Source organism: Roseateles agri, from assembly GCF_034043675.1.
Taxonomy (GTDB): Bacteria; Pseudomonadota; Gammaproteobacteria; order Burkholderiales; family Burkholderiaceae_C; genus KK5.
Window position 1 is genome coordinate 167334 of record NZ_JAXCLA010000012.1, and the last position, 26677, is coordinate 194010.

General features: G+C 69.8%; 23 protein-coding genes. 13 read left to right on the forward strand and 10 right to left on the reverse strand.

Annotation, left to right across the window (positions count from 1 at the left end; all coding sequences use genetic code 11):
• The first annotated feature begins 2 nt into the window (after positions 1-2).
• Genes SNE35_RS30715 through SNE35_RS30735 form a run of 5 tightly spaced genes read left to right on the forward strand, consistent with a single transcriptional unit; the run spans position 3 to position 5719 of the window.
• Positions 3-1175: a glycosyltransferase gene (locus tag SNE35_RS30715; protein WP_320426882.1), complete on the forward strand. Its 1173-nt coding sequence runs from the start codon at positions 3-5 to the stop codon at positions 1173-1175.
• Between the two features lies 1 nt (position 1176).
• Positions 1177-2457 carry a hypothetical protein gene (locus tag SNE35_RS30720; RefSeq protein WP_320426883.1) on the forward strand — a complete coding sequence of 427 codons (1281 nt, stop codon included), beginning with the start codon at positions 1177-1179 and terminating at the stop codon, positions 2455-2457.
• On the forward strand, positions 2450-3478 hold the full coding sequence (locus SNE35_RS30725) for an acyltransferase family protein (RefSeq protein WP_320426884.1): 1029 nt from the start codon (positions 2450-2452) through the stop codon (positions 3476-3478). Before SNE35_RS30720 ends, SNE35_RS30725 begins: the two co-directional genes overlap by 8 nt.
• Positions 3475-4656, forward strand: coding sequence for a glycosyltransferase (locus SNE35_RS30730; RefSeq protein ID WP_320426885.1), 1182 nt, complete (start codon positions 3475-3477; stop codon positions 4654-4656). Before SNE35_RS30725 ends, SNE35_RS30730 begins: the two co-directional genes overlap by 4 nt.
• Entirely contained in the window at positions 4640-5719 is a 1080-nt protein-coding gene (locus SNE35_RS30735; RefSeq protein ID WP_320426886.1) for an acyltransferase family protein, read from the forward strand. The genes SNE35_RS30730 and SNE35_RS30735 overlap by 17 nt, the downstream gene beginning before the upstream one ends.
• Before the next feature lie 7 nt (positions 5720-5726).
• Here the strand turns inward: SNE35_RS30735 and SNE35_RS30740 are convergent, their stop codons facing one another.
• From SNE35_RS30740 to SNE35_RS30750, 3 genes are read right to left on the reverse strand one after another with little or no spacing between them, the layout of a single operon-like run.
• Positions 5727-5858, reverse strand: coding sequence for a hypothetical protein (locus SNE35_RS30740; protein WP_320426887.1), 132 nt, complete (start codon positions 5856-5858; stop codon positions 5727-5729).
• On the reverse strand, positions 5837-7438 hold the full coding sequence (locus SNE35_RS30745; protein WP_320426888.1) for a RimK family ATP-grasp domain-containing protein: 1602 nt from the start codon (positions 7436-7438) through the stop codon (positions 5837-5839). Before SNE35_RS30745 ends, SNE35_RS30740 begins: the two co-directional genes overlap by 22 nt.
• Before the next feature lies 1 nt (position 7439).
• Positions 7440-8600 (reverse strand): GNAT family N-acetyltransferase/peptidase C39 family protein, encoded by a 1161-nt coding sequence (locus tag SNE35_RS30750; RefSeq protein ID WP_320426889.1) that lies wholly within the window; start codon positions 8598-8600, stop codon positions 7440-7442.
• Between the two features lie 287 nt (positions 8601-8887).
• On the opposite strand from SNE35_RS30750, the gene kdpF reads away from it, so the two are divergent.
• Genes kdpF through SNE35_RS30790 form a run of 8 tightly spaced genes read left to right on the forward strand, consistent with a single transcriptional unit; the run spans position 8888 to position 18610 of the window.
• Positions 8888-8977, forward strand: a complete 90-nt coding sequence (kdpF, locus tag SNE35_RS30755; protein WP_320426890.1) for a K(+)-transporting ATPase subunit F — start codon at positions 8888-8890, stop codon at positions 8975-8977.
• Between the two features lies 1 nt (position 8978).
• On the forward strand, positions 8979-10775 hold the full coding sequence (kdpA, locus tag SNE35_RS30760; protein ID WP_320426891.1) for a potassium-transporting ATPase subunit KdpA: 1797 nt from the start codon (positions 8979-8981) through the stop codon (positions 10773-10775).
• Positions 10776-10777: 2 nt separating this feature from the next.
• The gene (kdpB, locus tag SNE35_RS30765) at positions 10778-12862 is read left to right on the forward strand and encodes a potassium-transporting ATPase subunit KdpB (protein ID WP_320426892.1); all 2085 of its coding nucleotides are present in this window, start codon (positions 10778-10780) and stop codon (positions 12860-12862) included.
• Between the two features lie 13 nt (positions 12863-12875).
• Positions 12876-13448, forward strand: a complete 573-nt coding sequence (kdpC, locus tag SNE35_RS30770; protein ID WP_320426893.1) for a potassium-transporting ATPase subunit KdpC — start codon at positions 12876-12878, stop codon at positions 13446-13448.
• Between the two features lie 28 nt (positions 13449-13476).
• Positions 13477-14274 carry a TorF family putative porin gene (locus SNE35_RS30775; protein WP_320426894.1) on the forward strand — a complete coding sequence of 266 codons (798 nt, stop codon included), beginning with the start codon at positions 13477-13479 and terminating at the stop codon, positions 14272-14274.
• 22 nt (positions 14275-14296) lie between these two features.
• The gene (locus SNE35_RS30780; protein ID WP_320426895.1) at positions 14297-17008 is read left to right on the forward strand and encodes a DUF4118 domain-containing protein; all 2712 of its coding nucleotides are present in this window, start codon (positions 14297-14299) and stop codon (positions 17006-17008) included.
• A complete protein-coding gene (kdpE, locus tag SNE35_RS30785) occupies positions 17005-17697 on the forward strand; it encodes a two-component system response regulator KdpE (protein WP_320426896.1) in 693 nt (230 codons plus the stop codon). The genes SNE35_RS30780 and kdpE overlap by 4 nt, the downstream gene beginning before the upstream one ends.
• Before the next feature lie 10 nt (positions 17698-17707).
• Positions 17708-18610: a LysR family transcriptional regulator gene (locus SNE35_RS30790; protein ID WP_320426897.1), complete on the forward strand. Its 903-nt coding sequence runs from the start codon at positions 17708-17710 to the stop codon at positions 18608-18610.
• On the opposite strand, the gene SNE35_RS30795 is transcribed toward SNE35_RS30790, so the two are convergent.
• The 7 genes from SNE35_RS30795 to SNE35_RS30825 form a co-directional block, all read right to left on the reverse strand.
• A complete protein-coding gene (locus tag SNE35_RS30795) occupies positions 18582-19337 on the reverse strand; it encodes a glucose 1-dehydrogenase (RefSeq protein ID WP_320426898.1) in 756 nt (251 codons plus the stop codon). The two genes, SNE35_RS30790 and SNE35_RS30795, sit on opposite strands and share 29 nt — an antisense overlap.
• A gap of 114 nt (positions 19338-19451) precedes the next feature.
• A complete protein-coding gene (locus tag SNE35_RS30800; RefSeq protein ID WP_320426899.1) occupies positions 19452-20255 on the reverse strand; it encodes a hypothetical protein in 804 nt (267 codons plus the stop codon).
• Positions 20252-21715 carry an oligosaccharide flippase family protein gene (locus tag SNE35_RS30805; RefSeq protein ID WP_320426900.1) on the reverse strand — a complete coding sequence of 488 codons (1464 nt, stop codon included), beginning with the start codon at positions 21713-21715 and terminating at the stop codon, positions 20252-20254. Before SNE35_RS30805 ends, SNE35_RS30800 begins: the two co-directional genes overlap by 4 nt.
• Positions 21712-22911 carry a glycosyltransferase family protein gene (locus SNE35_RS30810; RefSeq protein ID WP_320426901.1) on the reverse strand — a complete coding sequence of 400 codons (1200 nt, stop codon included), beginning with the start codon at positions 22909-22911 and terminating at the stop codon, positions 21712-21714. The genes SNE35_RS30805 and SNE35_RS30810 overlap by 4 nt, the downstream gene beginning before the upstream one ends.
• Positions 22912-22928: 17 nt before the next feature.
• Positions 22929-24197 (reverse strand): glycoside hydrolase family 16 protein, encoded by a 1269-nt coding sequence (locus tag SNE35_RS30815; RefSeq protein WP_320426902.1) that lies wholly within the window; start codon positions 24195-24197, stop codon positions 22929-22931.
• Positions 24194-25252 carry an acyltransferase family protein gene (locus SNE35_RS30820; protein ID WP_320426903.1) on the reverse strand — a complete coding sequence of 353 codons (1059 nt, stop codon included), beginning with the start codon at positions 25250-25252 and terminating at the stop codon, positions 24194-24196. The genes SNE35_RS30815 and SNE35_RS30820 overlap by 4 nt, the downstream gene beginning before the upstream one ends.
• The gene (locus tag SNE35_RS30825) at positions 25249-26571 is read right to left on the reverse strand and encodes a UDP-glucose dehydrogenase family protein (protein WP_320426904.1); all 1323 of its coding nucleotides are present in this window, start codon (positions 26569-26571) and stop codon (positions 25249-25251) included. Before SNE35_RS30825 ends, SNE35_RS30820 begins: the two co-directional genes overlap by 4 nt.
• Positions 26572-26677: the final 106 nt, after the last annotated feature.

The following is a 26677-nucleotide window of genomic DNA, read 5'->3' on the forward strand; positions in this document are numbered from 1 at the left end:
CCATGCCTCACAAATCGCACCTGCGCGTGCTGCTGGTGGACCCTTCGCTGTTCACCGCGCCTTACGACGCGGCGCTCACCGAAGGCCTGCTGGCCGCCGATGTCGAGCCCGTCTGGGCCACGCGCCCAACCCGCGCCGGCGACCGGCAGGAACTGCCGCTGGCCTACACCGACCCGTTCTTCTACCGCCGCGTCGACGAGGCGCGCTGGATCCCGCGCGCGCTGAAGCCCGTCGCCAAGGGCCTCGCCCATGCCGCCGGCCTGCTGGGCCTGCTGCGGCGCGTGCGGCGGCTGCAGCCCGATGTCGTGCACTTCCAGTGGGTCGTCGTGCCACTCTTGGACCTGCCGGCGATGGCGCTGATCCAGCGCCTGTTCTGCCCGGTGGTGCTGACCGTGCACGACACGGTGGCCTACAACGGCCAGAAGATGAGCTGGCTGCAGCGCCTGGGCCACGACGGCCCGACACGGCTGGCCAGCCGCGTGATCGTGCACACGCAGGGCGGCCGGCGGGCGCTGGTGGAGCGTGGCATCGAGGCCCGCAAGATCGCCGTGATCCCGCACGGCGCGCTGCAACTCGCCGTGCCGCTGCCGGAGACGACAACACCTGACCCCCGCTGGACCTGCCTGCTGTTCGGCGAGATCAAGCCCTACAAGGGGCTGGACGTGCTGATCGAGGCCGTCGGCCTGCTGCCGCCGGACCAGCGTGCGGGCCTGCGCGTGATCGTCGCCGGCCGGCCGCGCATGGACATGGCGCCGCTGCTGGCGCGCATCGACGAACTGGGCATCGCCGCGCAGTTCGAGTTGCGCCTGCAGCGCCAGAGCGAGGAGGAGATGGCCGCGCTGTTCGCTGCCGCCGACTGCTTCCTGTTCCCCTACCGGCAGATCGACGCCAGCGGCGTGTACTTCCTCGTCAAGTCGCTCGGCAAGTGGCTGATCGCCAGCCGCGTCGGCATCTTCGCCGAGGACATCGACGACGGCGTGCAGGGCGCCCTGCTGCCCGGCGGCGATGCACTGGCCCTGGCGGGCGCCCTGGCCCACGGCCTGCGCGAACGCCCGGCCGGCGCCGCCGCACGCGCCTCGGACGCCTGGGTGGCCATCGGCCGCTCGACCCGCGCGCTGTACGAGGACGCAGCAGCCACCGGCCTGCCCGCGCCCAGCAAGCTGCAGGCAGGCTGAGGTGAGGCTCGCCGCCCCGCCGCTGACATCGGCGCCGTGGATGCCGCCGCGGCGCGCTGCGTTGCGGCAGGTGCTGGCGCAGCGCCGCTGGTTGCGCTGGCTGGCGCTGTTCCCGCTGGTGGCGGCGACCTACCTGTCCAAGTTCTCGGTGCCGCCCTTCGGCGCGATGGGCCTGGCCATCGCGATTCCGCTGGTGTTCGGTGCCGCGCTGGTCGGCTTCGCGGCCGGCGCGATGCAGCTGCAGCTGCGCCGCGCGTTGGCCTTTGCCCTGATGCTGGCCACGCTGCTGACCCTGCAGGTGCTGGCGGCGGACGGCTTCTCGCCCGGCTCGCTGGCGCTGCTGGTCGTCATCTACCTGCCCTATGCGGTGCAGCTGAGCCGGGCCGAGCGGCCGCAGGACGACGTGCTGCCCTTCTTCCTGCAGACGGCGCTGGTCATCGGCCTGCTGGGCATTGCGCAGTACGTGCTGCAGTTCGCGCTGGGCCCGGCGCTGGCCTTCCCGATCGAGAACCTCGTACCGGCCCAGCTGACGATGTCCAAGTACAACTCGCAGGCGGTGCTGCACTACGGCTCGGACGAGTTGCGGGCCAACGGCGTGTTCATGATCGAGCCCTCGGTGTTCAGCCAGCTGATGGCCGTGGCCCTGATCGCCGAGCTGGCAACGAAGCGGCGACTTGCCTGGATGGCCGCGTTCGCGGCGGCGATCCTGGTGTCCTACTCCGGCACCGGCATCATGCTGCTGGCTGCCTGCCTGCTGTTCGAGGGCGTGGCGCGCCAGCGCTGGGCGCTGCTGCTGGGTGCGCTGCTGTTCGGCGCGCTCGTGCTGGGCATCGGGCTGTGGGCCGAGGTGCCGATGGTCACCAATATCGTCGGCCGCTCGACCGAGTTCGGCAGTGCCGGTTCCAGCGCGTCGATGCGCTTCGTCGGCGGCTTCAGCCTGTTCGAGAAGCTACTGTGGCCCGACCTGTTCCGCGCCTTCTTCGGCTTCGGCGCGGGTTCGCTGGTCGAGTACGCGGCCAAATCGCCGCTGCCACTGGCGGACATGCTCTTGTTCAAGGTCGTGTTCGAGTATGGCATCGTCGGCGCCTGTGCCTACTTCGGCTTCCTCGGCTACTGCATCTTCGTCGGCGTGCCGGTGCCCAAGGTGATCCGGGTCGCGGTGTTCATGGCGATCGTGCTGGGCGGCATGTACACACCCTTCGGCCACTTCCTGGCCTTCGGCCTACTGCTGTGGCGCCGGCCGCCTGCGAAGACCTCGCCAACGGGTCTTGCCCATGGCTGAACGCGAACACCTGCCGGCCATCGACGCGGCCAAGGCCATCGGCATCTCGCTGGTGGTGCTGGGTCATTCGCCGGGCCTGCCGCGCGAGGCGGTGAACCTGATCTTCAGCTTCCACATGCCGCTGTTCTTTTTCCTGTCGGGCCTGCTGCACCCGTCTGCCTCGCAGGTGCCGGCCGGCGTGCTGCTGGCCAAGCGCGCCCGGGCGTTGCTGGTGCCCTACCTGTTCTTCTTCGCGCTGTCGCTGGCTTACTGGCTGGCGACGCGGCACCTCGGCGACCGCGCGGCCAAGTACGAGGGCGTCAGCGTGGCCGATGCGCTGGCGGGCCTGGTCACCGGCCGCTCCAGCGATCTCTTCGTCAACCCGGCGCTGTGGTTCCTTCCCTGCCTGTTCGTCTGCATCGCGCTCTACCTGCCGCTGCGCCGCCGCCTGCCGGCCCTGGCGGTGATGGCCCTTGCCGCGGCCGTGGCGGCGTTGTGGACGGCCGCCGACGGCTGGCGCATGCGCCTGCCCTGGGGCCTGGACATCGCCTGGGTGGCGCTGGTGTTCTACGCCGCCGGCGATGCGCTGCGCGGCACGCGCTGGGCCACGGGGCGGCTCTCGGGCGCGGCGCTGGCGCTGCTGCCGCTGGCGGCACTCGCCTGGCTGCTGGCCGCGTTGCAGTTGGGTCGGGTGGACCTGGCGCAGGCGAACTTCGGCGGCGCCTTCGGGCTCTACCTGCTGACGGCCTTCCTCGGCATCACGATGGTGATGCTGGTGAGCCGCCTGCTGCCGCCGCACCCGGTGCTGCGCTGGCTGTCCGCGCACACGCTGATCATCTTTCCGCTGCACAGCCTCCTGATCAACTTCGCCAGCGGCGCGCTGAAGTACCTGCAACTGGGCGGCGACTGGACGGCCCATCACGGCTGGGCGCTGGTCTTCTTCGTCTGGGCGATGCTGGGCTGCCTGCCGGTCGCCGTGTTGCTGACGCGGCGCCTGCCCTGGCTGCTGGGCCGGCCGGCGCTGTCGGGAGCGCGGCCATGAGCCCGACGAAGGCTCGGACCTGGCTCTTTGTCGACACCGCCACGATGTTCGGCGGCCACGAGGTGATGCTGCTGCGCTGGATCGAGGAACTGCAAAGCGGCGAGGCCGGCGTGCGGCCGCGGCTGCTCGCGCGCGAGGGCGGCCGGCTGCAGGCCGCCGCGCCGGCGGCGGTGCTGACCGAGACCATGCCTCAAGAATCTGGTGGTCGCTTGCGCCGCCTCTGGCGCGATGCGAAGGCCCTGCGCCGCGCGCTGAAGACGGAGCGGCCGGAGCGGGTGATCTTCGCCTCCGGCGCGCTCGGCGCGCAGCCGCTGCTGGTGACGCTGGCTCGGCTGTGGGGCGCGCAGGTGCTGGTCTACGTGCCGCTGCTGGACACTTTCGAGGCCATGGGCTATCGCGCCGGCTGGCTGAAGGACCTGTTCGTGCGATGGCTCTACGCCCGCGTGCCGCAGGGCTGGGTCGTCATCACGGCCGGGCAGGCGGCGCAGTTCAAGGCCTGGGCTCATCCGAGCGGGCCGGTGCACACCTTGCCGAACACCGTGGCCCGCGAGATCGAGGCCGCGCCGCCGCTGCTGCCGCGCGAGCTCGATGCCGACGGCCGGCTGCGCGTGCTGGTGCTGGGCCGGCTCGACGCGGCGCAGAAAGGCCTGGACCTGCTGCTGGACCACCTGCAGCGCGCGCCGGCCGAGGTGTGCGACCGCCTGGCGATCCGCCTGGTCGGCGAAGGCCCGTACCGCGCGGCGATCGAGGCGCGGCTGGCGGCCGATCCCGCGCTCGCCCGCTGCGTGACCCTGGCCGGCTGGCAGCCGCCGCGCGAGGCGCTGGCCGCCGCCGACGTGCTGCTGATGCCCTCGCGCTACGAGGGCGTGCCGCTGGTGATGCTGGAGGCGATGGCGCTGGGCCTGCCGGTCGTCGGCACCGAGCTGCCGGGCATCCGCGCGCACTTGGCGCCCGAGCACCTGTTCCCGGTCGGCGACATCGCCGCGGGCATCGAACGGCTCGACACGCTGCGCGGGCTCGACGCCCGTGTGCAAGCCGCGGCGCGCAACCGCCGGGCCTACGAGGCCGGTGCCTCGAGCGCGGCCTTCGCGCAGGCCGTGCTCGCGCTGGCCCAGGCGCTGCGGCCCGCTGAGCCCCCACGCCCGACCCTGGAGAAACGCCTTGAACAGCAGCAGTAGCAGCAGCGACAAGTCCCGCCTGAGCACGCTGGACGCGATGCGCGGCCTCGGCGCCTTCGCCGTGCTGCTGTTCCACTTCCTCATCAACGGGGAAATGATCGCGCCCAAGGGCTATCTGGCGGTGGATTTCTTCTTCCTGCTGAGCGGCCTGGTGATCGCCCACACCTACGACTCCCGGCTGCGCAGCGGCATGAGCTTCGGCCGCTTCACCACGCTGCGGCTGGTGCGGCTGTACCCGCTGTTCATCGTCGGCCTGCTGTTCGGCGCGCTGCGCCGCTTCGGCTACGCGGCGCTGGAGCGCGGCGACGGCTGGTCGCCCGCGCAGCTGCTTCAGGCCGGCGCCTTCGAGATCCTGATGCTGCCCTCGCCGCTGAGCGAGAACCTGTTCGTGCTGAACGGGCCGAGCTGGTCGCTGTTCTTCGAGATGGCGGTGAGCCTGGCCTACGCGGGCCTGCTGTTCCGGCTGCGCACTGGCACCTTGGCCGTGCTGACGGCGCTGTTCGGCGTGCTGCTGGTCGTCACCGCCGTGCAGCACGGCTCGCTGGAGATGGGCCTGAAATGGGCCTGGTTCCACGGCAGCGTCGCCCGCACCGGCTTCTCGTTCACCTTGGGCATGCTGATCCAGCGCAGCCTCCGCAGTGGCGGGCCGGCGCGGCCGAGCTGGCTGGCGCTGGTGCCCTGTGCGGGCCTGCTCGCCTGCCTGCTGGCGCAGGGCGAACTGGGCGTGCTGTTCGACCTGGTCATCGTGATGGCGGTGGCCCCGTTGCTCGTCTGGCTGGGCGCCAGCTACGACCCGCCCGCGGTGCTGCAGGGCCCGGCCCGCTGGATCGGCGAGCTGTCCTACCCGGTCTACGCGATCCACTATCCGCTGATGTTCCTGTGGCTGTTCGCCGCCAAGCGCGCGCACCTGCCGCTGGCCGCGCAACTCGTCGGCTTCGTGCTGCTGACCGCGGGCCTGGCCTGGGCGCTGAACCGCTGGTGGGACGTGCCCGTGCGGCGCTGGCTCAACGCCCGCATCGGCGGCGCGCGACGTGCCGGCGTCGGGCCGCAGACGGTGCCTTAGCCGTTCCTCATGAGGGCTTGCGCATGAGGCGCTTCCTCCGGGCCGCTTCCCGCCGCGCCTGCCATTCCATCAGGCCGTACACCGCGCTGAGCGGCAGGGCGATCGCGCCGAGGGCCATCAGTCCGTAGAGATATTCCACGTCCGTGCTCCTGCTTCTTCAGATGCGCCGTTGAAGGCGGCGAGGATGGCCGCGGGCCGCGTGGCCGAGCCGATGGCGATAGGGAGGACGCGGCCGATCGGTGCGCCGCGCTTCTCGAACTTGGCCAGCAGATGGCCCAGCAGCCGGCGGTAGACCTCGTCGCCGAGCACCTTGTCCTCCGCGCCGACGTCGAGGTTCGGGTTGTCGTTGATCTCGATGACGAAGACGCCGGCCTCGGTCTGCTTCAGGTCCACGCCGTAGAAGCCGTCGCCGATCAGGCGAGCGGCCTGCGTCGCCGTCTCGATCACCAGTGGCGGCACATCGGGAAGCGCGACGGCTTCGGTGCGTCCCTCGGTGGAAGCGCCGCCGCCCACGTGCTTGATGATCTGCCAATGGTCGCGGACCATGTGGTAGCGGGCCGCGAACAGCGGCTCGCCGGCCAGCATGCCGATGCGCCAGTCGAAGGCCGTGTACATGTAGTCCTGCACCAGCACGATCTCGGACTCCTTGAACATCGCCGTGGCGATGTCCTGGAACTGGCGGAAATCCTGTGCCTTGCGCACGTCGCGGCTGAAGGAGCCGTCCGGCACCTTCAGCACCACCGGGTAGCTCAGCGTGTCCTCGAACTTCGCCATCGTGCGCTTGCTGACCAGCCGGGTGCGCGGCGTGGCGATGTCGTGCTCGCGCAGCAGCTCGGCCAGGAAGGCCTTGTTGGTGCAGCGCAGGATCGAGGCGGGATCGTCGATCACGGGCATGCCCTCGGCCTCGGCTTTCTTGGCGAACTTGAAGGTGTGGTGGGCCACGGCCGTGGTCTCGCGGATGAACAGCGCATCGAACTGCGTCAGGCGCGAATAGTCCTTCTTGCGGATCAGCTCCACCGCGATGTCCATCGACTGGGCGACCTCGGCGATGTGCTGCAAGGTGGCCAGGTTCGACGGCGGCAGCGGATCGGACGGATCGTGCAGGATGGCCAGGTCCATCCGCGGCGCCGACTGGATCAGCGCGGGCCGCCAGCGCCGGCGCGTGAACTCCTCCAGCGCGCCCATGAAGAGGGCGTCGCGCGATGCATCGACCTCGCGCGGGTCCAGCGCCCCGACGCCGGCAATCTTCCAGCCGTCCAGGCCCTCGGGCCGCTCCAGCGTGATCTCCAGCAACGGACATCGGAACAGTTCGAAGGCCTTGCGCGCGAGGTTCGCGAGCTCCGGATCCTCGATGTGCCCGAAGAAGACATGGAAGCTCAAGGTGTTGACCGAGCGCGGCACGGTGCCCAGGACCGGAATCAGGCGCTCCAGCCGCGCCACGGAGGCCTGCTGGGTGCGGCGGTGTTCCAGGTCCAGGATGGTCTCCACGGTCGGGGTCACGCGGTCGCCGCGCGCCTCGGCCAGCAGCGAGCAGTAGTAGCCCAGGCTCAGGTAGTCGTAGCTGCGGCACAGGTTGATGACCTTGCGCTGCCGCTTGCGCCCCTCGAGCTCGGTTTTGCAATCGGAGATGAAGGCCTCGGCCGTCACCACGCGGGTGGCCGCATCGGCCCAGCGGAAGTCGGCCAATCGTTCCACCACGATCACATGATCGGATGCCATGTCAGAAGTCCTTCCTTGAAATGATGACGGCCGCACCCTGCCGGCGCCGGCCGTAGCGCGACATGCGCTTGAATTCCTCGACGCTGACGGCGATGCCCGGATCGCCGCCGGACGGCGCCGGCGCGATCGGGTCCAGGATGCGGAAGACCTGGCCGTCGAAGCCGGTCACCACCACCCAGTGCGGGCCCTTCTCGCCATGCAGCCGCCACAGGCTGATCAGCACCAGCGGGACGCCGCCGCGCCGCAGGTGCTCGGCCAGATCCCGCGGAGACATCGGCGTGGATACCAGCTCGGCCCGGGTCGTGGCCAGCTCGGCGCGGAAGTCCGCCTCCACGAGCGCGATCACGTCCTTCTTGCGCGGGTCGCGCACCGATTCGATGAACATCGCCGGGCCGTCCGGCGCGTGCACGGTGACGTCGAAGCCCCGATGCACGGCCGCCAGCGCGAGGCCGGAGGGACCGCAGCCGCCGTGGCCGGCGGCCATGAAGACCGTGGTGGCCTCGCGCCACAGGCGGATCTCCGCGGCGCGGTCGGGCACGATCGCTGGGTCCAGCGCCGCCATTGCCATCAGCAGCGCGCAGGGGCCGCAGGTGAAGTCCAGGGTCTGCGCATAGAACGGCGCCCGCAGCGCGAGTGCCTGCGATGCGCTGCCGCCGTCCCACAACGCGCGCTGGAAGCGCAGCGCATCGCCGCCATCCTCGTAGTAAGCCGGGCGGCAATCGAGCGGCGTGAAGCCGTGGCGCGCGAACAGGCGCTGCGCCGCATGGTTGTCCACGCGGGTCTCCAGCCGTAGCAGGGCGGCGCCGCCGTTGCGGGACTGGCGGATCACCTCGCGCAGCAGCAGGTCCGAAATCCCCCGCCCTTGGGCCGAACGCGCGGCGGCGATCGAGTACAGCCGCGCCACCGAGCTGCGCGCGCGCCGCAACACGACGGCGGCGCCGAGCAGCGGGTGCCCCGGCGCACGCGCCACGATCACCAGCGCCGAACGGCTGGCGATCAATCGCCGCCAGCTGCGTGTCGAGATGCGGTCCCCGCTGAACGAGGCCTGTTCCAGCGCGACCAGCGCATCGAGGTCGGCCGGCTTGGCTTGCGCCAGGGTGGCCTGGGTGGCCGCTTGCTCGGCCTGCAGCATGAGTCCTGCTCCCTCAGTCGTGTTCGTCACGTTTTCGACTCTAGGAGCGATGGCATCAACGGCCCGCAAAGATTGCGGCCGTGCATCTCAAGATTTCATCAAGAGCCCCGGGGCTGGCGGCGATCTTTATGGAATCTTGATAGCTGCAACATCAAGTTCTACGCGGCCTTGAGGCCCCCAAACCTAAGCTGACTTCATTGAAATTTCCTTTCAACGAGGACTGCAATGGATTTGATCTTCCTGGCGCTCAGCATCCTGCTGTTCGCCCTGATGCTGGGCCTGGCGGCCTTCAGCCACAAGCTGGAAGGCGGCAACAAATGATCGCGCTGTACTGGATCTGCGGCCTGGTCGCCGCCGGCTTGTTCGCGTACCTGGTCTACGCGATGTTCCGCGCCGAGGAGTTCTGACATGGACAAGCTCGGATGGATCAATCTCGTCGTCTTCATGACGGTCCTGCTGCTGGCCGCCTGGCCCCTGGCGCGCTGGATGCATCGCGTCGTCGAAGGCCGGCTGCCGCGCTGGATGCGGGCCGTCGAAGGCGGCTTCTACAAGCTCGCCGGCATCAAGGCCGACGAGAGCATGCACTGGAAGCGCTACGCGGTGGCGCTGCTGCTGTTCAATTTCGTCGGCCTGATTGCGGCCTACGCGCTTCAACGCCTGCAGGCGGTGCTGCCGCTGAACCCGCAGGGCATGGCGGCGATCACGCCGGACTCGGCCTTCAACACCGCCGTCAGCTTCGTCACCAACACCAACTGGCAGGGCTACGGTGGCGAGTCCACGATGAGCTACCTGACCCAGATGCTGACGCTGGCGGTGCAGAACTTCGTCTCGGCCGCCACCGGCATCGCCGTCGTGATCGCGCTGATCCGTGGTTTCGCGGGCAAGCTGCAGAGCACGATCGGCAATTTCTGGGTGGACCTGACCCGCATCACCCTGTGGGTGCTGCTGCCGCTGTCCTTCGTGTTCGCGATCTTCCTGGTCGGCCAGGGCGTGATCCAGAACTTCGATCCCTACAAGGACGCGACGACCTTGGAGGTCAACGCCTATCAGAACCCGAAGATGGGTGCCGACGGCCAGCCGCTGAAGGACGACAAGGGCCAGCCGGTGACGGAAGACGCCAAGACCGACGTGCAGCAGATCCCCATGGGACCGGTCGCCTCGCAGGAGGCGATCAAGATGCTGGGCACCAATGGTGGCGGCTTCTTCAACGCCAACTCGGCCCACCCCTACGAGAACCCGACGCCGCTCGCCAACTTCGTGCAGATGGAGTCGATCTTCGTGATCCCGGCTGCGCTGTGCTTCGTGTTCGGCTTCATGGTCGGTGATCGTCGCCAGGGCGTGGCGATCCTGGCCGCGATGAGCGCGATGTTCATCGTCGGCGTGATCGTCTGCACCGGTGCCGAGCAGGCCGGCAACCCGCACCTGACGGCGTTGGGTGTCGACCAGGCGCAGAGCGCGCTGCAGGCCGGCGGCAATATGGAAGGCAAGGAGACCCGCTTCGGCATCGACGCGAGCAGCCTGTTCGCCGTCATCACCACTGCGGCCTCGTGCGGCGCGGTGAACGCGATGCACGACTCGCTCACGCCGATCGGCGGCATGGTGCCGCTGGTGATGATGCAGCTCGGCGAAGTGGTGTTCGGCGGCGTCGGCACGGGCCTGTACGGCATGCTGGTGTTCGCGATCCTGGCCGTCTTCATCGCCGGCCTGATGATCGGCCGCACGCCCGAGTACCTGGGCAAGAAGATCGAGTCCTACGAGATGAAGATGACGTCCATCGCCATCCTCGTCACGCCGCTGGTGGTGCTGGTCGGCACGGCCATCGCGGTGCTCGCCGCGGACGGCAAGGCCGGCATCGCCAACCCCGGCGCGCACGGCTTCTCCGAGATCCTCTACGCGCTGACCTCCGCCGGCAACAACAACGGCAGCGCCTTCGCCGGCCTGTCCGCCAACACGCCGTTCTACAACACGCTGCTGGCCTTCGTGATGTGGCTGGGCCGCTTCGGCGTGATCGTGCCGGTGCTGGCGATGGCCGGCTCGCTGGGCCGCAAGAAGCGCACGGTGCAGGGCGCGGGAACGATGCCCACGCACGGCCCGCTGTTCATCGTGCTGCTGATCGGCACCGTGCTGCTGGTCGGCCTCCTGAACTACGTCCCCGCCCTGGCCCTCGGGCCCATGGTCGAACACCTGATGCTGTGGGGAGCTTGAACATGACAACCGCTCAAACAAAGAAACTTTCCTTTCTTGATCCCGCGCTGGTGACACCGGCCATCAAGTCCTCGTTCGAAAAGCTGGACCCGCGGGTGCAGTGGCGCAATCCGGTGATGTTCGTCGTCTACGTCGGCAGCATCCTCACCAGCGGCCTCTGGGCCGCAAGCCTGGCGCACCCGGAACTGGCCGGCACCGAGGGCTCGATGTTCATGCTGGGCATCTCGCTGTGGCTGTGGTTCACCGTGCTCTTCGCCAACTTCGCCGAGGCGCTGGCCGAGGGCCGCAGCAAGGCGCAGGCCGCTTCGCTGCGCGGGCTCAAGGCCAAGACCTGGGCCAAGAAGCTCGAACAGCCGAAGCACGATGCCAAGTGGCATCCGATCCAGTCCGACGAACTGCGCAAGGGCGCCGTCGTGCTGGTCGAGACCGGCGACGTGATTCCGCTGGACGGCGAGGTCATCGCAGGCGTGGCCTCGGTGGACGAGAGCGCCATCACCGGCGAATCGGCGCCGGTGATCCGCGAGTCCGGCGGCGACTTCTCCTCGGTCACCGGCGGCACCAAGGTGCTGTCGGACTGGTTGGTGGTGCGTGTCGGCGTGAACCCGGGCGAATCCTTCCTGGACCGCATGATCGCCATGGTCGAGGGCGCCAAGCGCCAGAAGACGCCCAACGAGATCGCGCTGACGATCCTGCTGGTGGCGCTGACCCTGGTGTTCCTGGTCGTCACCGCGACGCTGCTGCCGTACTCGATCTTCAGTGTCGAGGCGGCAGGTTCGGGAACTGTCGTCTCCATCACCGCGCTGATCTCGCTGCTGGTGTGCCTGATCCCGACGACGATCGGCGGCCTGCTGTCCGCCATCGGCGTGGCCGGCATGAGCCGCATGATGCAGGCCAACGTGATCGCCACCTCGGGCCGCGCGGTGGAAGCCGCTGGCGACGTGGACGTGCTGATGCTGGACAAGACCGGCACCATCACCCTGGGCAACCGCCAGGCCAGCGCCTTCGTGCCGGCGCCGGGTGTCGGCGAGCAGCAGCTGGCCGATGCTGCGCAGCTTGCCTCGCTGGCCGACGAGACGCCCGAGGGCCGCAGCATCGTCGTGCTGGCCAAGCAGAAGTTCGGCCTGCGCGAGCGCGAGCTGGGCGATGCCCATGCCGTGCCCTTCACCGCGCAGACCCGCATGAGCGGCGTCGACCTGAACGGTGGCACGCGCCAGCTGCGCAAGGGCGCCGGCGAGGCGATCCGCCGCCACGTGGAATCGCTGGGCGGCAAGTTCCCGGGCGAGGTGACGCAGGCGGTGGAAGCGATCGCGCGCCGCGGCAGCACGCCGCTGGTCGTGGCCGACGGTGCCCGCGTGCTCGGCGCCGTCGAGCTGAAGGACATCGTCAAGGGCGGCATCAAGGAGCGCTTCGCCGAGCTGCGCCGCATGGGCATCAAGACGGTGATGATCACCGGCGACAACAAGCTCACCGCGGCGGCCATCGCGGCCGAGGCCGGCGTCGACGACTTCCTCGCCGAAGCCACGCCCGAGGCCAAGCTGCAGCTGATCCGCGACTACCAGGGCGAGGGGCGCCTGGTGGCGATGACCGGCGACGGCACCAACGACGCCCCGGCGCTGGCCCAGGCCGACGTCGCGGTGGCGATGAACACCGGCACGCAGGCCGCCAAGGAGGCCGGCAACATGGTCGACCTGGACAGCAACCCGACCAAGCTGCTGGAGATCGTCGAGACCGGCAAGCAACTGCTGATGACGCGCGGCTCGCTGACGACCTTCTCGATCGCCAACGACGTGGCCAAGTACTTCGCCATCATTCCGGCGATGTTCGTGGGCGTCTATCCGCAGCTCGCCGCGCTGAACGTGATGGCGCTGCACAGCCCCAGCTCGGCCATCCTGTCCGCGGTGATCTTCAACGCGCTGATCATCGTCGCGCTGATCCCGCTGGCCCTGAAGGGTGTCCAGTACCGCGCCATCGGTGCCGCCGCGCTGCTGCGCCGCAATCTCTTCATCTACGGCCTGGGCGGCATCGTCGTCCCGTTCATCGGCATCAAGGCGATCGACCTGATCCTCGTCGCCGGTCATCTCATCTAAGGAGGGCCTTTTCATGAACACCATGCTCCGCCCCGCTGTGACCCTGTTCGTCGTGCTCAGTGCCCTTACCGGCCTGCTGTATCCCTTGGCCGTCACCGGCGTCAGCAAGGCCGCCTTCCCCAGGCAGTCCGCCGGCAGCCTGGTCGAGCGCGACGGCAAGCTCATCGGCTCCGAACTGATCGGCCAGAACTTCACGTCGCCGAAGTACTTCTGGGGCCGCCCGTCGGCCACCGGCCCGATGTCCAACAACGCCGGCGGCTCCAGCGGCTCCAACCAGGGCCCGCTGAACGCCGCGCTGACCGATGCGGTCAAGGGCCGCGTCGACGCGCTGCGCGCCGCCGACCCCGGCAACACGCAGCCGGTGCCGGCCGACCTCGTCACCGCCTCGGCCAGCGGCCTCGATCCGCACATCACGCCCGCGGCGGCCCTCTACCAGGCCAATCGCATCGCCCGCGAGCGCGGCCTGCCGCTGGACGCCGTCAAGGGCCTGATCGAGGCCAACACCGAGGGCCGCGACTGGGGCCTGCTCGGCGAGCCGCGCGTCAACGTGCTGAAGCTCAACCTGGCGCTCGACGCCCATCACTGATCTCCTGATTTCTCCATCGCTACTGACCATGAAATTCCCTCTCCTGATCGTTCTTGCTTCCCTCGCTGCCTTCGCCTATGCCGACGAGGCGCCCAACAGCCTCACCGGCAACCTGAGCCTCAACAGCGACTACCGTTTCCGTGGCATCAGCCAGACCTGGAAGCAGCCCGCCGTGCAGGGCGGCCTGGACTACGCGCACAGCAGCGGCCTCTACGCCGGCACCTGGATGTCCAACGTCTCGGGCAACAGCTACAACAACGGCGCCGGCCTCGAATGGGACCTGTACGGCGGCTGGAAGTTCAGCCCCATGCAAGACCTGACCCTTGACTTCGGCGCGCTGGCCTACGTCTACCCGGGCGCGAAGCTGAACAGCGCGCCGGGCGTCGCCACCGACCAGAAGTACGACAACGTGGACGTCTACGCCGGCCTGGGCTACGGCGCCTTCAGCGCCAAGCTGTCGATCGCCGCCACCGACTACTTCGGCCTGGACAGCACGACGGCCGGCTACGCCTACTTCAGCGCGCTGCCGGCGCGCGGCGGCTCCAAGGGCAGTGCCTACCTGGACCTGAACTACACCTTCGACCTGGGTGACGGTATGACGCTGGGCACCCACCTGGGCCGCCTGGAAGTGAAGCACTACGGCGAGCTCTCGTACACCGACTACAAGCTCTCGCTGGCCAAGGACTTCAAGATCCTGACGCTCACCGCCGCCGTGGTCGGCACCGACGCCAAGCGCGACTACTACCAGGCCGCTAACTCGGCCGGCCAGTCGGCCAAGCGCATCGGCACGACCGGCCTCGTGCTGAGCGTCGGCAAGACCTTCTAAGACAGGCCGGACAATCCCGGCGATGGACGACCAACGCCCCGACCCCGACGCGCTGCTGGAGCAGATGCGCGAAGCCGAGATCAAGGCTTCGCGCGGGCGGCTGCGCATCTACTTCGGCTCCTCCGCCGGCGTGGGCAAGACCTACGCGATGCTGCAGGCCGCGCGCAAGCTGGTGGCGGAAGGGGTGGACCTGCTGGTCGGCGTCGTCGAGACCCACGGCCGCAGCGAGACGCAGGCCCAGACCGAGGGCCTGCCGCTGCTGCCACGCCGCGAGGTCGAGTACCGCGGGTGCAGCCTGCCGGAGTTCGACCTCGACGGCGTGCTTGAACGCAAGCCGGCGCTGGTGCTGGTGGACGAGCTGGCGCACTCCAACGTGGCCGGCTCGCGCCACCCGAAGCGCTGGCAGGACGTGGACGAGCTGCTGGCCAACGGCATCGACGTCTACACCACGCTGAACGTCCAGCACCTGGAGAGCCTCAACGACGTTGTCGGCGGCATCACCGGCGTGCGTGTGCAGGAGACCCTGCCCGATACCTTCTTCGACGCGGCCGACGAGGTCGTGATCGTCGACACCCCGGCCGACGAGCTGCTGGCGCGCCTGGCCGCAGGCAAGGTCTACGCCGGACCGCAGGCCGAGCGGGCGGCACGCAACTTCTTCCGCAAGGGCAACCTGATGGCCCTGCGCGAGCTGGCGCTGCGGCGCACGGCCGACCGGGTCGAGGACGACGTGCAGGCCTGGCGCTCGAACAAGGCGATCAGCCAGGTCTGGAAGACCGAGGCCGCGATCCTCTGCGCGATCGGGCCGACGCCGCGCTCCGAGCATGTGGTGCGCAGCGCCGCGCGCCTGGCGCAGCAGCTCAACGTCAGCTGGCATGCGGTCTACGTGGAGACGCCGCGGCTGCGTGCGATGCCCGATGCCCGGCGCGAGCGCGTGCTGCGTGTCGTGCGCCTGGCCCATGACCTGGGTGCCGCCACGGCGGTGCTGCAGGAGCGGGGCGTGGCGGCCGCGCTGATCCGCTACGCGCGCGACAACAACCTCTCGCAGCTGATGCTCGGCCGCGCGCCCGCGCGGGCCGGCTGGCGGCGCTGGCTGGCGGGGCCCGCGCTGCATGAGTACCTGTCCAACAATGCTGCCGACGTGGACCTGATCGAGGTCGGTGAATCGCGCACGGGCCGGCCAGAACCCGAACCCGAGCAGGACGGCGCCGCCTGGGAGCGCTGGACCGCGCAGTGGAAGCGCTACGCCGGCACCGTCGCCGTCTGCATCGCCACGACCGCGCTGAGCTGGCCGTTGCATGCCTGGTTCGACCTCAGCAACATCGTCATGCTGTTCCTGCTGGCGGTGGTGGGCGTGGCGATGCGCTGGGGGCGCGGGCCCGCGGTGCTGGCCAGCTTCGTCAGCGTGGCCCTGTTCGACTTCTTCTTCGTCGCGCCGCAGATGAGCTTCGCGGTGTCCGACGTGCAGTACCTGCTGACCTTCGCGGTGATGCTGGCCGTGGGCCTCGTCACCGGCCAACTGACCGCGCACCTGCGCTACCAGGCCACCATTTCCGCCGAGCGCGAGGCCCGTTCGCGCGCGCTGTTCGAGCTGACGCGCGAACTCTCCGGCGCGCTGCAGACCGAGCAGGTGGTGGAGAGCGCCCAGGCCAGCCTCTCGCGCGAGCTGCACGGGCCCGCACTGGTGCTGGCGCTGGACCGGGAGGACAAGCTCGCCTTGCCGCCGGCCTTGTCGCTGCCGGACCCGCCCGACCTCGGCACCGCGCGCTGGGCGCTGGACCACGGCCAGGCGGCGGGCCTGGCCACCGACACCTTGCCGGGCAGCCACTGGTTCTACCTGCCGCTGCAGGCGCCGATGCGCGCCCGTGGCGTGCTGGCGCTGCGCCCGCGCGATCTCGCCAGCGTGATGCAGCCGGAGCGCCGCGCGCAGCTCGACACCTACGCCAGCATCATCGGCCAGGCGCTGGAGCGGGTGCACTACGTGGAGGTGGCGCAGGACGCACTGATCCACATCGAGTCCGAGCGCCTGCGCAACTCGCTGCTGTCCGCGCTCTCGCACGACCTGCGCACGCCGCTGGCCGTGGTCTACGGCCTGGCCGACACCTTGGCCACGCTGCCCGCGCTGCCCACGGCCGGCCGCGAGCTGGCGCAGTCGCTGCAGCAGGAGTCGCGGCGCATCAACGCGATGGTCAGCAACCTGCTGGACATGGCGCGCCTGCAGAGCGGCGCTGTGCGCCTGCACCTGGAGTGGCAGCCGATCGAGGAAGTAATCGGCAGCGCGCTGCAGGCCATGCAGCTGCCGCTGGCCAGGCATCAGGTGGTGACCGAGCTGCCGCCGGGCCTGCCGCTGATCAACATCGATGCGGTGCTGCTGGAGCGGGTGCTGTGCAACCTGCTGGAGAACGCCGTCAAGTACACGCCTGCCGGCAGCCGCATCGCGATCGGCGCAGCGGTCCACGGCGAGGAACTGTGGCTGCGCGTCGCCGACAATGGCCCGGGCCTGCCGGCCGGCCGCGAGGAGGCGCTGTTCGAGAAGTTCGCGCGCGCCCGCAGCGAGTCCACCACGCCCGGCGTGGGCCTGGGCCTGGCGATCTGCCGGGCCATCATGCAGGCCCACCAGGGCCGCATCTGGGCCGAGGCCGCGGCCGGTGGTGGTGCGGTGTTCATCCTCGCGCTGCCGCTGGGGCATCCGCCGAGCATTGCCGAGATCGACGTCGAAGAAGCATCGTCATCATGAGCCAACCCCATCCCATCGCGCTGATCGTCGAAGACGAACCCAGCATCCGCCGCTTCGTCCGCATGGCGCTGGAGGCCGAGGACTGGCAGGTCAACGAGTGCGACACCGTGCGCCAGGGCCTGCTCGATGCCGGCACGCGCCGGCCCGACCTGATCATCCTCGACCTGGGCCTGCCCGATGGCGATGGCGTCGACTACCTGCGCGACCTGCGCGCCTGGTCGGGCGTGCCGGTGATCGTGCTCTCCGCGCGCAGCGACGAGGCAGACAAGATCGCCGCGCTGGACGCCGGTGCCGACGACTACCTGACCAAGCCCTTCAGCGTCGGCGAGCTGATGGCGCGCGTGCGTGTGGCGCAGCGGCGCAGCCAGAATGCGACGCCTGCGGCCACCACGCAGTTCCGCTTCGGCGACGTGGAGCTGGACCTTTCCGCCCGCCGCGTGCTGCGCGCCGGCGAGCCCGTGCACCTGACGCCCACCGAGTACCGGCTGCTGACGCACCTGGTGGCCAACGCGGGCAAGGTGCTGACGCATCGGCAACTGCTGAAGGCCGTCTGGGGCCCGTCGCACGTTGACGACAACCACTACCTGCGCGTCTACATGGGCAATCTGCGGCAGAAGCTGGAAGGGAGCCCGGCGCAGCCGAAGCACCTGCTGACGGAGACGGCGGTGGGCTACCGCCTGATGCCTTAGCCTTGCAAGGATGAACGACAAGCTACTGGCCCTGCGACTGTTCGTGCGCGTCGCCCGACTCGGCAGCTTCTCCGCCGCGGCGCGGGAGCTGGATCTTTCGCAGCCTTCGGTATCGAGGATCATCGCGGCGCTGGAGCAGGACGTCGGCGCGGCGCTGGTGACCCGCACGACGCGGGCCGTCACCCTGACCGATGCGGGCGAGGACTACCTGACGCGGGTCGAGGCGATCCTCGCCTCGCTGGACGAGGCCGATCACGTGGCGCGGGGTTCGCTGGAACTGCGAGGTGCCTTGCGCGTCGCCCTGTCCGGGAGCTTCGGCGTTCGCGAAATCATTCCCTTGATGCCGGGCTTCCAGGCGCGCCACCCCGCACTGCGCATCAGCCTGCTGATGAACGACCAGCGCCAGGATACCTTGAAGGAGGGCGTCGACGTCGCGCTGCGCCTCGGCGAGCTGGCCGATTCGAGCGCCACCGCGCGCCTCATCGCCCGCACGTATCGGCTGATCGCGGCCTCGCCCACCTACCTGAAGGCGAACGGCACGCCCACCGCGCCGGCCGACCTGGCCGCGCATATGGCCATCGTCGGCCCGGCGGGCACGAGTGCCGCCGGATGGTCGTTCCAGAAGGACGGCAAGAGCCTGTCGATCCGCGTGGACAGCCGACTGGCCGTGTCGGTCAACGACGGCGCCGTCGCCGCCGCCGTGGCCGGCATGGGCATCGTGACGACGACGCTGTGGGGATGCAGCGCCGAGCTGGCCGGCGGGCAGCTCATCCAGCTGCTGCCCGACTGGACGATGGGCGAGGTCGAGGTCCACGGCCTGTTCACGCCCGGCCGGCCGCCGAAGCCGGCGGCACGGGCCTTCGTCGAATACCTGATCGCGGAGTTCAGGCGCGCTGGCCGCCCGAAGCGGTGATCCGCTCGCCGGTCACCCAGGCCGAATCGTCGGAAGCGAGGAACAGCGCCACGCGGGCGATGTCCTCCGGCTGGCCCGGCCGGCCGAAGGGGATCGATGCGACGACGGACTTCACCGCCTCCTCCGGCCAGCCCAGCGCCGCGATGCCTTCGGTGATGGTCGCGCCCGGGGCGATGCTGTTGACGCGGATCTTCTTCGGCGCGAGCTCGACCGAGGTCACGCGGGTGATCGAGTCGACGGCGCTCTTGGTCGCCGCATAGACCACCGAGTTGGGCATGAAGCCGACACTGGCGATCGAGCTGATGTTGATGATGCTGCCGCCGTCCGGGCCGAAGTGCTTCGCGGCCTCCTGCGTCGCGGTGATCACGCCCAGCACATTGGTGCTGAACTCGCGGTGGAACTCCTGCTCGGTCGCGTCCTGCAGCGGGGCGAAGGCGTAGACGCCCGCGTTGTTCACCAGGATGTCGATGGCGCCGAAGGCGCGCTTCGATTCCTCGAACAGGCGCCGGATGTCGGCGGTCTTCGAGAAGTCGGCCTGGATGGCGACGGCCTTGCCGCCGGCGCCCTTGATCTCCGCGACCAGCGCGTGCGCCGCGGCTTCGCTGCTCGCGTAGTTCACGACGACCGAGGCGCCGGATTTGGCGAACAGTTTGGCGATGCCTGCGCCGATGCCCTTGGAAGCGCCGGTGACGATGGCGACCTTGCCGCTAAGTGTGCTGCTGCTCATGATTTTCAGTCCTGTAGATGACGGCGCCACATCGGCGTCAGGACGAACTTTCGTTTTTCGCCGGACGGATGAGTAGGAGCGCGGACAACTAAGACTTATTCGTCACGTGCATCGTCAAGGCGTGATCCGCTGCATCACGCCCAGCCAGGCCAGCTCGAGCCGCCGCTGCCGGGAGCCGCAGGTGGCCACCACGTCGAAGGGCTCCTGCTTGATCTGGCTGTCGGTGCGCACGCGGCTGGCGCGGGCCGGCGTCGTGCGCAGCGAGGCGCCGCCGCTGCGCAGTGCGTGGCGCACCAGGCGTTCGGCGTGCAGCGGGCGGCCGCTGGTCTTGCAGAAGTCCAGCGCCTGGTCGATGCGCTCGCCGTAGGCGCGGTAGATGCCGGCGCCGCACAGCGCGAAGCGGTCGTTGTAGCCGCCCCACCAGTGCCATTCGGGGATCACGCAGCGGCGCGGGCGGGCCAGCGCGGCGGCCAGCTCGTCGGCGCCGAAGCCGGCCTCGTAGTGCAGGTCGGGCCGCAGGAATAGCACCAAGTCGGGCTGCCAGCGGGCGATGCGCTGCGTCACCCGCTTCAGCGAGTGGAGCTGGTGCACGAGGTTGCGGATCGAGCGGAAGCCGTCCTGGTAGTGGTCGCCGCGGGCCTTGATCGCCTCCAGCGGGTACAGCGACAGGCAGTGCTCGGGCGCTTCCAGCTCGCCGTCGAAGGCCTCGAAGGGCGCATAGGCGGCGCGCGGCATCTCGCTGTTCTCGCCGGAGCGCGCGTTGGTCACGCGGTCCTGCAGGTAGAGGTGGTGGAACAGGCGCACCTCGCCCAGCGCGCGGGCCGGTTCGGCGAAATGGCGTTCGATCGTCGGCAGCGTCAGCTCGGAGCCGCGCGGCAGGCCGAACATGGCGATGGCGATCTTGGGCCGCTTGGTCATGATGCCGCTCCCTGTTTCTTGGCGCGCGCCAGCGCGATGGCCTCGCGCAGCAGCGGCCGGTCGATCAACAGCAGCGCGGCGATGAAGGCCGCGGCGCCGGCCATGCTCAGCGCGGCGAGCTGGAAGACCGGCAGCCACTGCTGGCCGTCAAGCAACGGACGCAGCGCCAGGATGACCAGCACGCAGGCGATGGACACCAGCAGCGGCCGCACGCAGCCGCGCAGCTGGTCCACCACGCTGATATGGGCCGAGCGCCGCACCAGCCACAGCATGATCGGGAAGCCCGCCACCTCGCGCGCGACCCACACGGCCAGCACCCAGGCCAACGTGGCTTCGCGCAGCAGGGCCAGGCCCAGCAGCAGCAGAGCCAGCTCGGCGGCGCGGGCGATCATCGCGTCGGCCGGGCGGCCGATGGCGGTGAGCAGCGGCGTCATCATCAGCCTCGGCGCCTGCAGGAGCGCCAGGCAGGCGAGGATGGCGATCACCGGCGCGGCCTCCTGCCACTTGGCGCCGAACATTACCCGCACCACCTCCGGCGCCAGTGCCGCGAGGCCGAAGAAGAGGCCGTAGAACAGCGCGCAGGTGAGGCTGGTGGCGAGCGCGTAGACCCGCTGCATCCGCGAGCGGTCCGCGCGCAGGCTGGACAGCAGCGGCATCGCCACCTGCGAGACGCCGGTGGCGGCGACGCTGTAGAGCGTATCCACCGTGCGCATCGCCAGGTTCAGCACGCCGGCCGCCTGCACGCCCAGCAGCGCGCCGGCCATGATCGTGAACACGCGCTTGACCGAGAAGGTCAGCAACTGCGTGGCGATCGACGAGAGCCCGAAGCCCGACAGATCGCGCAGCTCCTGCCGGCCGAAGCGCAGCCGCGGCCGCAGCTCCGGCTGGCAGCCCCACCACAGCATCGCCGAGCCCACGCCGACGATCAGGATCTGCTGCGCCACCATGCCCCAGATGCCCGCGCCGGCCAGCACCAGGCCGAGGCCGACGATGGCGCCGGCCAGCCGCCCGGCCAGCGAACGCAGCGCCAGCGCGCGGAAGGACAGGTCGCGCCGCTGCTGCGCGACGACGGTGGCCGTCAGCGCGCCACAGGGCAGGGCCAGCGCCGTGGCGGCCAGCACCCAGCCGGCACCCGCCACATGCACCATCTGCTCGAACTGCGGCGCCAGCGCCGCGCAGCCGGCCAGGCCCGCCAGGCTCAAGCCCATCGTGACCGTGAAGGCGGTGTCGAAGTGCAGGCGGCTGGCCTTGTCGCGCTGCACCAGCGCGTCGTGGAACAGCATGCGCACGATCATGTCCACCATCTCGACGATGGCCAGCACGATCGAGAACAGGCCGAACTCGGCGGCCGTCAGCAGGCGCGAATACAGGATCAGCGTGCCGAAAGAGATCAGCATCAGGCCGATGTTCTCGACCGCGCTCCAGGCCAGCGAGCGGCGGGCGGTGGCGCGGTTGCTCATCGTGCGACGCTGGGGTGGCGGACGCGGTCGTACAGCTCGATCAGCTTGGCCGCCTGCGTCTGCGCGGAGAAGCGCAGCTGCGAGGCGCGGCGCAGCGTCGGATCGGCGAGCCGCGCGCGCAGTGCGACGAGGCCCGCGGCCAGCGGCTCGGCGATGCGGGCCTGCGGCTGGTATTCCTCGTCGGGCACGCGGAACATCGCCGCCTCGCCATAGCGGCGAACCTCGGCGTCATCCTCGAACACGAGGCGGCTGAACGGCGAGTCCGGGATCAGCAGCCGCACGCCGGTGGCGTGGGCCTCCCAGTAGGACAGGGTGAAGGTGGTGAAGACGGCCACGTCCGCGGCACTGTAGACGGCGCGCAGCTCGGTGGCCGAGACCTGGTCCAGCATGATCTCGTCGCCCGGCGGCAGCTCAGCCAGCGCGGCGCGCACGTCCTGCGCGATGCTGCCCACCAGCATCAGCCGGAAGCCCGCCTGGCGGCACGCCAGCACCACCTCGGGCACGCGCTTGTACGAATGCAGCTTGCCGGTCATCACGGCCAGCGGGGTGTCCGGTGCGATGCCGTGGCGCTCGCGCAGCGCGGTGCGCGCGACCGGGTCGAAGTAGAAGCGCTGCGGGTCCACGCCCAGCGGCGCGAACATGGTCTCGACCTTCTCGCGCGTGCGCTTCACGCAGTTGGCGAGGAAGTGCTCACGGTTGGCCAGCACCGTGTGGCGCACCGCGTCGACGAACAGCGAGCCGGTGCGCACCAGCAGCCGGCGCCACAGGCTGTCGGCGCGGCTGTACCAGGTGGCCAGGCGGTCGCCGCGCTGCTCGTGGTCGTAGACGACCGGCTTGCCGAACAGCTTGGCCAGCGCCGCGATCAGCACCGTGGTGCCGGTGCGGAACTCGATGATGTGGACCACGTCGGCACGGCGGATCTCACCCACCAGCGGTCGGTACAGCACGAAGTCGCTGTAGCGCAGGAACACATGCCGGCGCAGCAGGCGCACGCCGGTCTCGGCGACGAACTGCGCGTCGTTCGCCAGCGGATCGGTGACGGCCAGCTTGACCCGGCTGCGCGACCAGATCTGGCTCTGGTCACCGCACATCAGCGCCACCTCGTGACCGGCCGCGGCGAGTTGCTGGCAGTACGAGTATTCGCGGTAGGAGGGCAGGCCGCTTTCGAAGAAGCCGGAGGCGACGAGGATGCGCATGGTGCTGCTTCTCTTCTTCACTGGGGTTTTTGATAGACCCGGACCCAGTCGATGTCCAGTGACTGCGGGAAGGCGCTGTCATCGATGCCGTGGCGGCCGGCCCAGGCGCCGCCCACGGCGAAGTTCAGCAGGATGTGGGCGGGGCTGGCGATCACGCCGTCGTCGTAGGTCCAGGAATGCAGGCGCGAGGCGACGTTCTGCCCGTCGACATACCAGCCGACCCGCTCGGGCGTCCACTCGACGGCAATCGTGTGCCAGCCCTTGTCGAAGTCGAAGGGCGCGACCCAGTCGTTGACGGCCGGCTTCATGCCCGGCGCGGTGTAGAGCCACACCGGCTTGGAGCCCTTGGGCGTGACGTTGGCGGCGATGTGGATCTTGTTGACCTTGTCGTTCTCGACGTTGTTGACGAACTCGAAGATGTCGATCTCCGGCGGCCAGTTGATGCGGCCCGTCTCGCCCACGTCCGAGATCATCCAGAAGGCCGGCCACACGCCGCGCCCGCCGGGCATCTTCACCCGCGCTTCCAGGAAGCCGTAGCGCAAGGTGAAGTCCGAGCGGATCATGCCGGACTCGTAGTTCAGCCCGTTCGGCTGGCTCAGCTCCTTGCGCCGCGCGACGAGGCGCAGCAGGCCGTCGGACTCGACGTGGTTGTCCTTGTCGGTGTAGCGCTGGTTCTCGTCGTTGAGCCGGTCGGTGGTTTCGTTGCCGTTGATGTAGCGGGTGAACCAGCGGCGGCGGTCCAGGGCGGTGCCGTCGAACTCGTCGTTGAACACCAGCTGGTAGCCGGGCGGGGTGAACGATTCGCCCCAGTCCTTGACCGGCTCGGTGCGCGGCAGCGCCGGCCGCATCTTCAGCGAGACGCGCTCGACGCCCAGCTGGCCCTGCAGCGCGATCTCGGCCATGTCGGTGTAGGCCGGCGCGGTGAACTCGACCGTGTAGTCGGTGGCGGTTGTGCCGTCCACCGGCGTGGCGTAGGTGCGGTAGGTCTGCTGCTGCTTGGGCTCGCGGAAGCGCACGGCCACGCTGCCCTTGCCGCTGGCGCGCACGGCCAGCGTGTAGGAGCGCCCGGCCTGCAGCGCGCCGACCGGGAGCTTCTGCACCGTGGCGCCGCTGGCGGGCGTGGCCAGCTCCGTGCCGGCCACCGTGTAGTGCGCGATGGCGGCTGTCGGCGGATGGCTGGCAGCGGTGTTCTGCGGTAGCTGGCGCAGGCCGGGGTCGACCTGGGACTGTGCCGAGGCCAGGCCGGCGGTCAGCGCCAACAGCAGTGGGACGAGGGCGTACTTCATTGCTTGCTCCCCAGCGGGTCGAGATGCAGGGCGGGTGCCGTCGAGCGATGGGCCAGCCAGCGGCGCAGTCGTACCTCCAGCAGCGCCCAGGTGGCCCAGGAGGCGAGGCAGGACAGCGGCAGGCCCACGGCGGCCATCACCAGCGCCGCCGGCCCGCCTTCCAGTTGCAGCACCGGCAAGAGCCCGTGCTTGACGCCGGCCAGCACGATCGGGTGCACCAGGTAGAAGCTGTAGCTCACCTTGCCCAGCCACTGCAGCGCCGGCCGTTCCAGCCAGCCCCGGTCCGGCGGCGCGACGACGATCGAGGCGAAGAAGGCCAGCGCGCCGGCGAAGGCTGCGACGGCCAGCGGCAGGTCGCCGTCGCGCGCGAAGCCCAGCAGGCTGCGGTCCCAGCCGGCCGCGTCCACGCCGGTCGCGAGCCACGCGGGCCAGGCCACCAGCAGGCCCAGCACGCCCCAGCGCAGCGCTTTCGCGTGCAGACGCAGCCAGGGCTCGGCCAGCGCCACCATCGCGCCGGGCACGAAGAACAGCGCGCGCGGGAACAGGCCGACGAACAGCAGCGCCGGCAGACCCCAGGCGGCGATGCGCCAGGTCGATGAGCTGCCGAGCCGCCAGGCCAGCGCCGCGATGCCGTAGAAGCACAGCTCGTAGCTCAGCGACCACTGCGCCGGATGGATGCCCGGCACCGGCAGCACAGGCGCGGCGATCAGGAGGCTCAGGGGCAAGGTCCAGGGCTCGGCCAGTGCCGGCGGCAGCTTGCCGCCATGCAGATAGCCCACGTAGCCGGCCGCCAGCATCGCCAGCGCCAGCGGCAGCCACAGCGGAAAGATGCGCAGCGCGCGATCGCGCAGGAAGGCGCCGACGCTCGCGTGCCGGCGCAGGCTCAGCACGATCACGTAGCCGCTGATCATGAAGAACACCTCGACGCCGTAGCGCAGCCCGTCGGCCAGCGGCGGCGCCCCGTCCCACAGCTTCGCGTGGATCACGTGATAGGCGAAGACCGCCAGCACGCAGGCGGCGCGCAGGCCTTGGATCGCGGTGTTGCGAGGCGTCATGGCCTGCCGATGGCGTGGTACTCGACCCCCAATGTTTTCAGCAACTCGGGGTCGTAGAGGTTGCGGCCGTCGAAGACCAGCGGCTGCTTAAGCAGCGTCTTGATCTGCTCGAAATCGGGGCTCTTGAACTGCCGCCATTCGGTGACGATCAAGAGCGCGTCCGAGCCCTGCAGCGCGGCGGCCTGGCTCTCGGCATAGCCGAGGCCCGGCAGGATGCCGAACACGCGCTTGGCCTCGGTCATCGCCACCGGGTCGTAGGCCTTCACGCTGGCGCCGCGGCGGACCAGTTCCTCGACGATCACGCGGCTCGGGGCCTCGCGCATGTCGTCGGTGTCGGGCTTGAAGGCCAGGCCCCACAGCGCGAACTGGCGGCCGCTCAGATCCTCGCCGAAGCGGGCGACCACCTTGTCCACCAGCACCATCTTCTGGCGCTCGTTGGCCGCCTCGACGGCGCCGAGCACCTTCAGGTCCATGCCGTTCTGCGCACCGGTGTGCAGCAGCGCCTTCACGTCCTTGGGGAAGCAGGAGCCGCCGTAGCCCACGCCGGGATAGAGGAACTGCGTGCCGATGCGCGGATCGGAGCCGATGCCCTGGCGCACGCGCTCGATGTCGGCGCCGACTCTCTCGGCCAGCAGCGCCAGTTCGTTCATGAAGCTGATCCGCGTGGCCAGCATCGCGTTGGCCGCGTATTTGGTGAACTCGGCGCTGCGCCGGTCCATGATCAGCACGCGCTCGCGGTTGCGGGTGAAGGGCGAGTACAGCGCGCGCATCAGCAGCACGGCGCGCTCGTCGTCCGCGCCGACGATCACGCGGTCGGGCCGCATGAAGTCGTCCACCGCCGCGCCTTCCTTCAGGAACTCGGGGTTGGAGACGACGGCGAACTGCACCTCCGCGCCGCGCACGGCCAGTTCCTCGCGGATGGCGGCCTCGACCTTGTCGCCGGTGCCCACCGGCACCGTGCTCTTGTCGACGACGACCTTGTAGTCCGTCATGTGGCGGCCGATGCCGCGTGCGGCGGCCAGCACGTACTGCAGGTCGGCCGAGCCGTCCTCGTCGGGCGGCGTGCCCACGCCGATGAACTGCATCGTGCCGTGGTGCACGGCGGCAGCCACGTCGGTGGTGAAGTGCAGCCGGCCGGCGGCCGCGTTGCGCTTGACCATCTCCTGCAGGCCGGGCTCGTGGATCGGGATGCGCCCGTCCTTCAGCATCGCGATCTTGCGTTCGTCGACGTCCAGGCACATGACGTCGTTGCCCATTTCGGCGAGGCAGGCGCCGCTGACAAGGCCCACGTAGCCGCTGCCGATCACTGTGACCTTCATTGGTGCAAACTCCCCCGGGATGATGGCGTTGGGGAGCAGAACGGCAATATGCATGCCAGTGAGGCAGGCGCCGTAGGACACGGCTGACGCTCCCGCGTCAACCGCT

Excerpts from the sequence above, each read along its gene's own strand:
- SNE35_RS30715 (WP_320426882.1), top strand. The coding sequence starts at position 3 with ATGCCTCACAAATCGCACCTGCGCGTGCTGCTGGTGGACCCTTCGCTG.
- kdpC (WP_320426893.1), top strand. The coding sequence starts at position 12,876 with ATGAACACCATGCTCCGCCCCGCTGTGACCCTGTTCGTCGTGCTCAGT.
- SNE35_RS30815 (WP_320426902.1), bottom strand. The coding sequence starts at position 24,197 with ATGAAGTACGCCCTCGTCCCACTGCTGTTGGCGCTGACCGCCGGCCTG.
- kdpB (WP_320426892.1), top strand. The coding sequence starts at position 10,778 with ATGACAACCGCTCAAACAAAGAAACTTTCCTTTCTTGATCCCGCGCTG.
- SNE35_RS30775 (WP_320426894.1), top strand. The coding sequence starts at position 13,477 with ATGAAATTCCCTCTCCTGATCGTTCTTGCTTCCCTCGCTGCCTTCGCC.
- SNE35_RS30825 (WP_320426904.1), bottom strand. The coding sequence starts at position 26,571 with ATGAAGGTCACAGTGATCGGCAGCGGCTACGTGGGCCTTGTCAGCGGC.
- SNE35_RS30725 (WP_320426884.1), top strand. The coding sequence starts at position 2,450 with ATGGCTGAACGCGAACACCTGCCGGCCATCGACGCGGCCAAGGCCATC.
- SNE35_RS30820 (WP_320426903.1), bottom strand. The coding sequence starts at position 25,252 with ATGACGCCTCGCAACACCGCGATCCAAGGCCTGCGCGCCGCCTGCGTG.
- SNE35_RS30795 (WP_320426898.1), bottom strand. The coding sequence starts at position 19,337 with ATGAGCAGCAGCACACTTAGCGGCAAGGTCGCCATCGTCACCGGCGCT.
- SNE35_RS30790 (WP_320426897.1), top strand. The coding sequence starts at position 17,708 with ATGAACGACAAGCTACTGGCCCTGCGACTGTTCGTGCGCGTCGCCCGA.
- SNE35_RS30810 (WP_320426901.1), bottom strand. The coding sequence starts at position 22,911 with ATGCGCATCCTCGTCGCCTCCGGCTTCTTCGAAAGCGGCCTGCCCTCC.
- SNE35_RS30745 (WP_320426888.1), bottom strand. The coding sequence starts at position 7,438 with ATGGCATCCGATCATGTGATCGTGGTGGAACGATTGGCCGACTTCCGC.
- SNE35_RS30730 (WP_320426885.1), top strand. The coding sequence starts at position 3,475 with ATGAGCCCGACGAAGGCTCGGACCTGGCTCTTTGTCGACACCGCCACG.
- kdpF (WP_320426890.1), top strand. The coding sequence starts at position 8,888 with ATGATCGCGCTGTACTGGATCTGCGGCCTGGTCGCCGCCGGCTTGTTC.
- kdpA (WP_320426891.1), top strand. The coding sequence starts at position 8,979 with ATGGACAAGCTCGGATGGATCAATCTCGTCGTCTTCATGACGGTCCTG.
- SNE35_RS30780 (WP_320426895.1), top strand. The coding sequence starts at position 14,297 with ATGGACGACCAACGCCCCGACCCCGACGCGCTGCTGGAGCAGATGCGC.
- SNE35_RS30805 (WP_320426900.1), bottom strand. The coding sequence starts at position 21,715 with ATGAGCAACCGCGCCACCGCCCGCCGCTCGCTGGCCTGGAGCGCGGTC.
- SNE35_RS30800 (WP_320426899.1), bottom strand. The coding sequence starts at position 20,255 with ATGACCAAGCGGCCCAAGATCGCCATCGCCATGTTCGGCCTGCCGCGC.
- kdpE (WP_320426896.1), top strand. The coding sequence starts at position 17,005 with ATGAGCCAACCCCATCCCATCGCGCTGATCGTCGAAGACGAACCCAGC.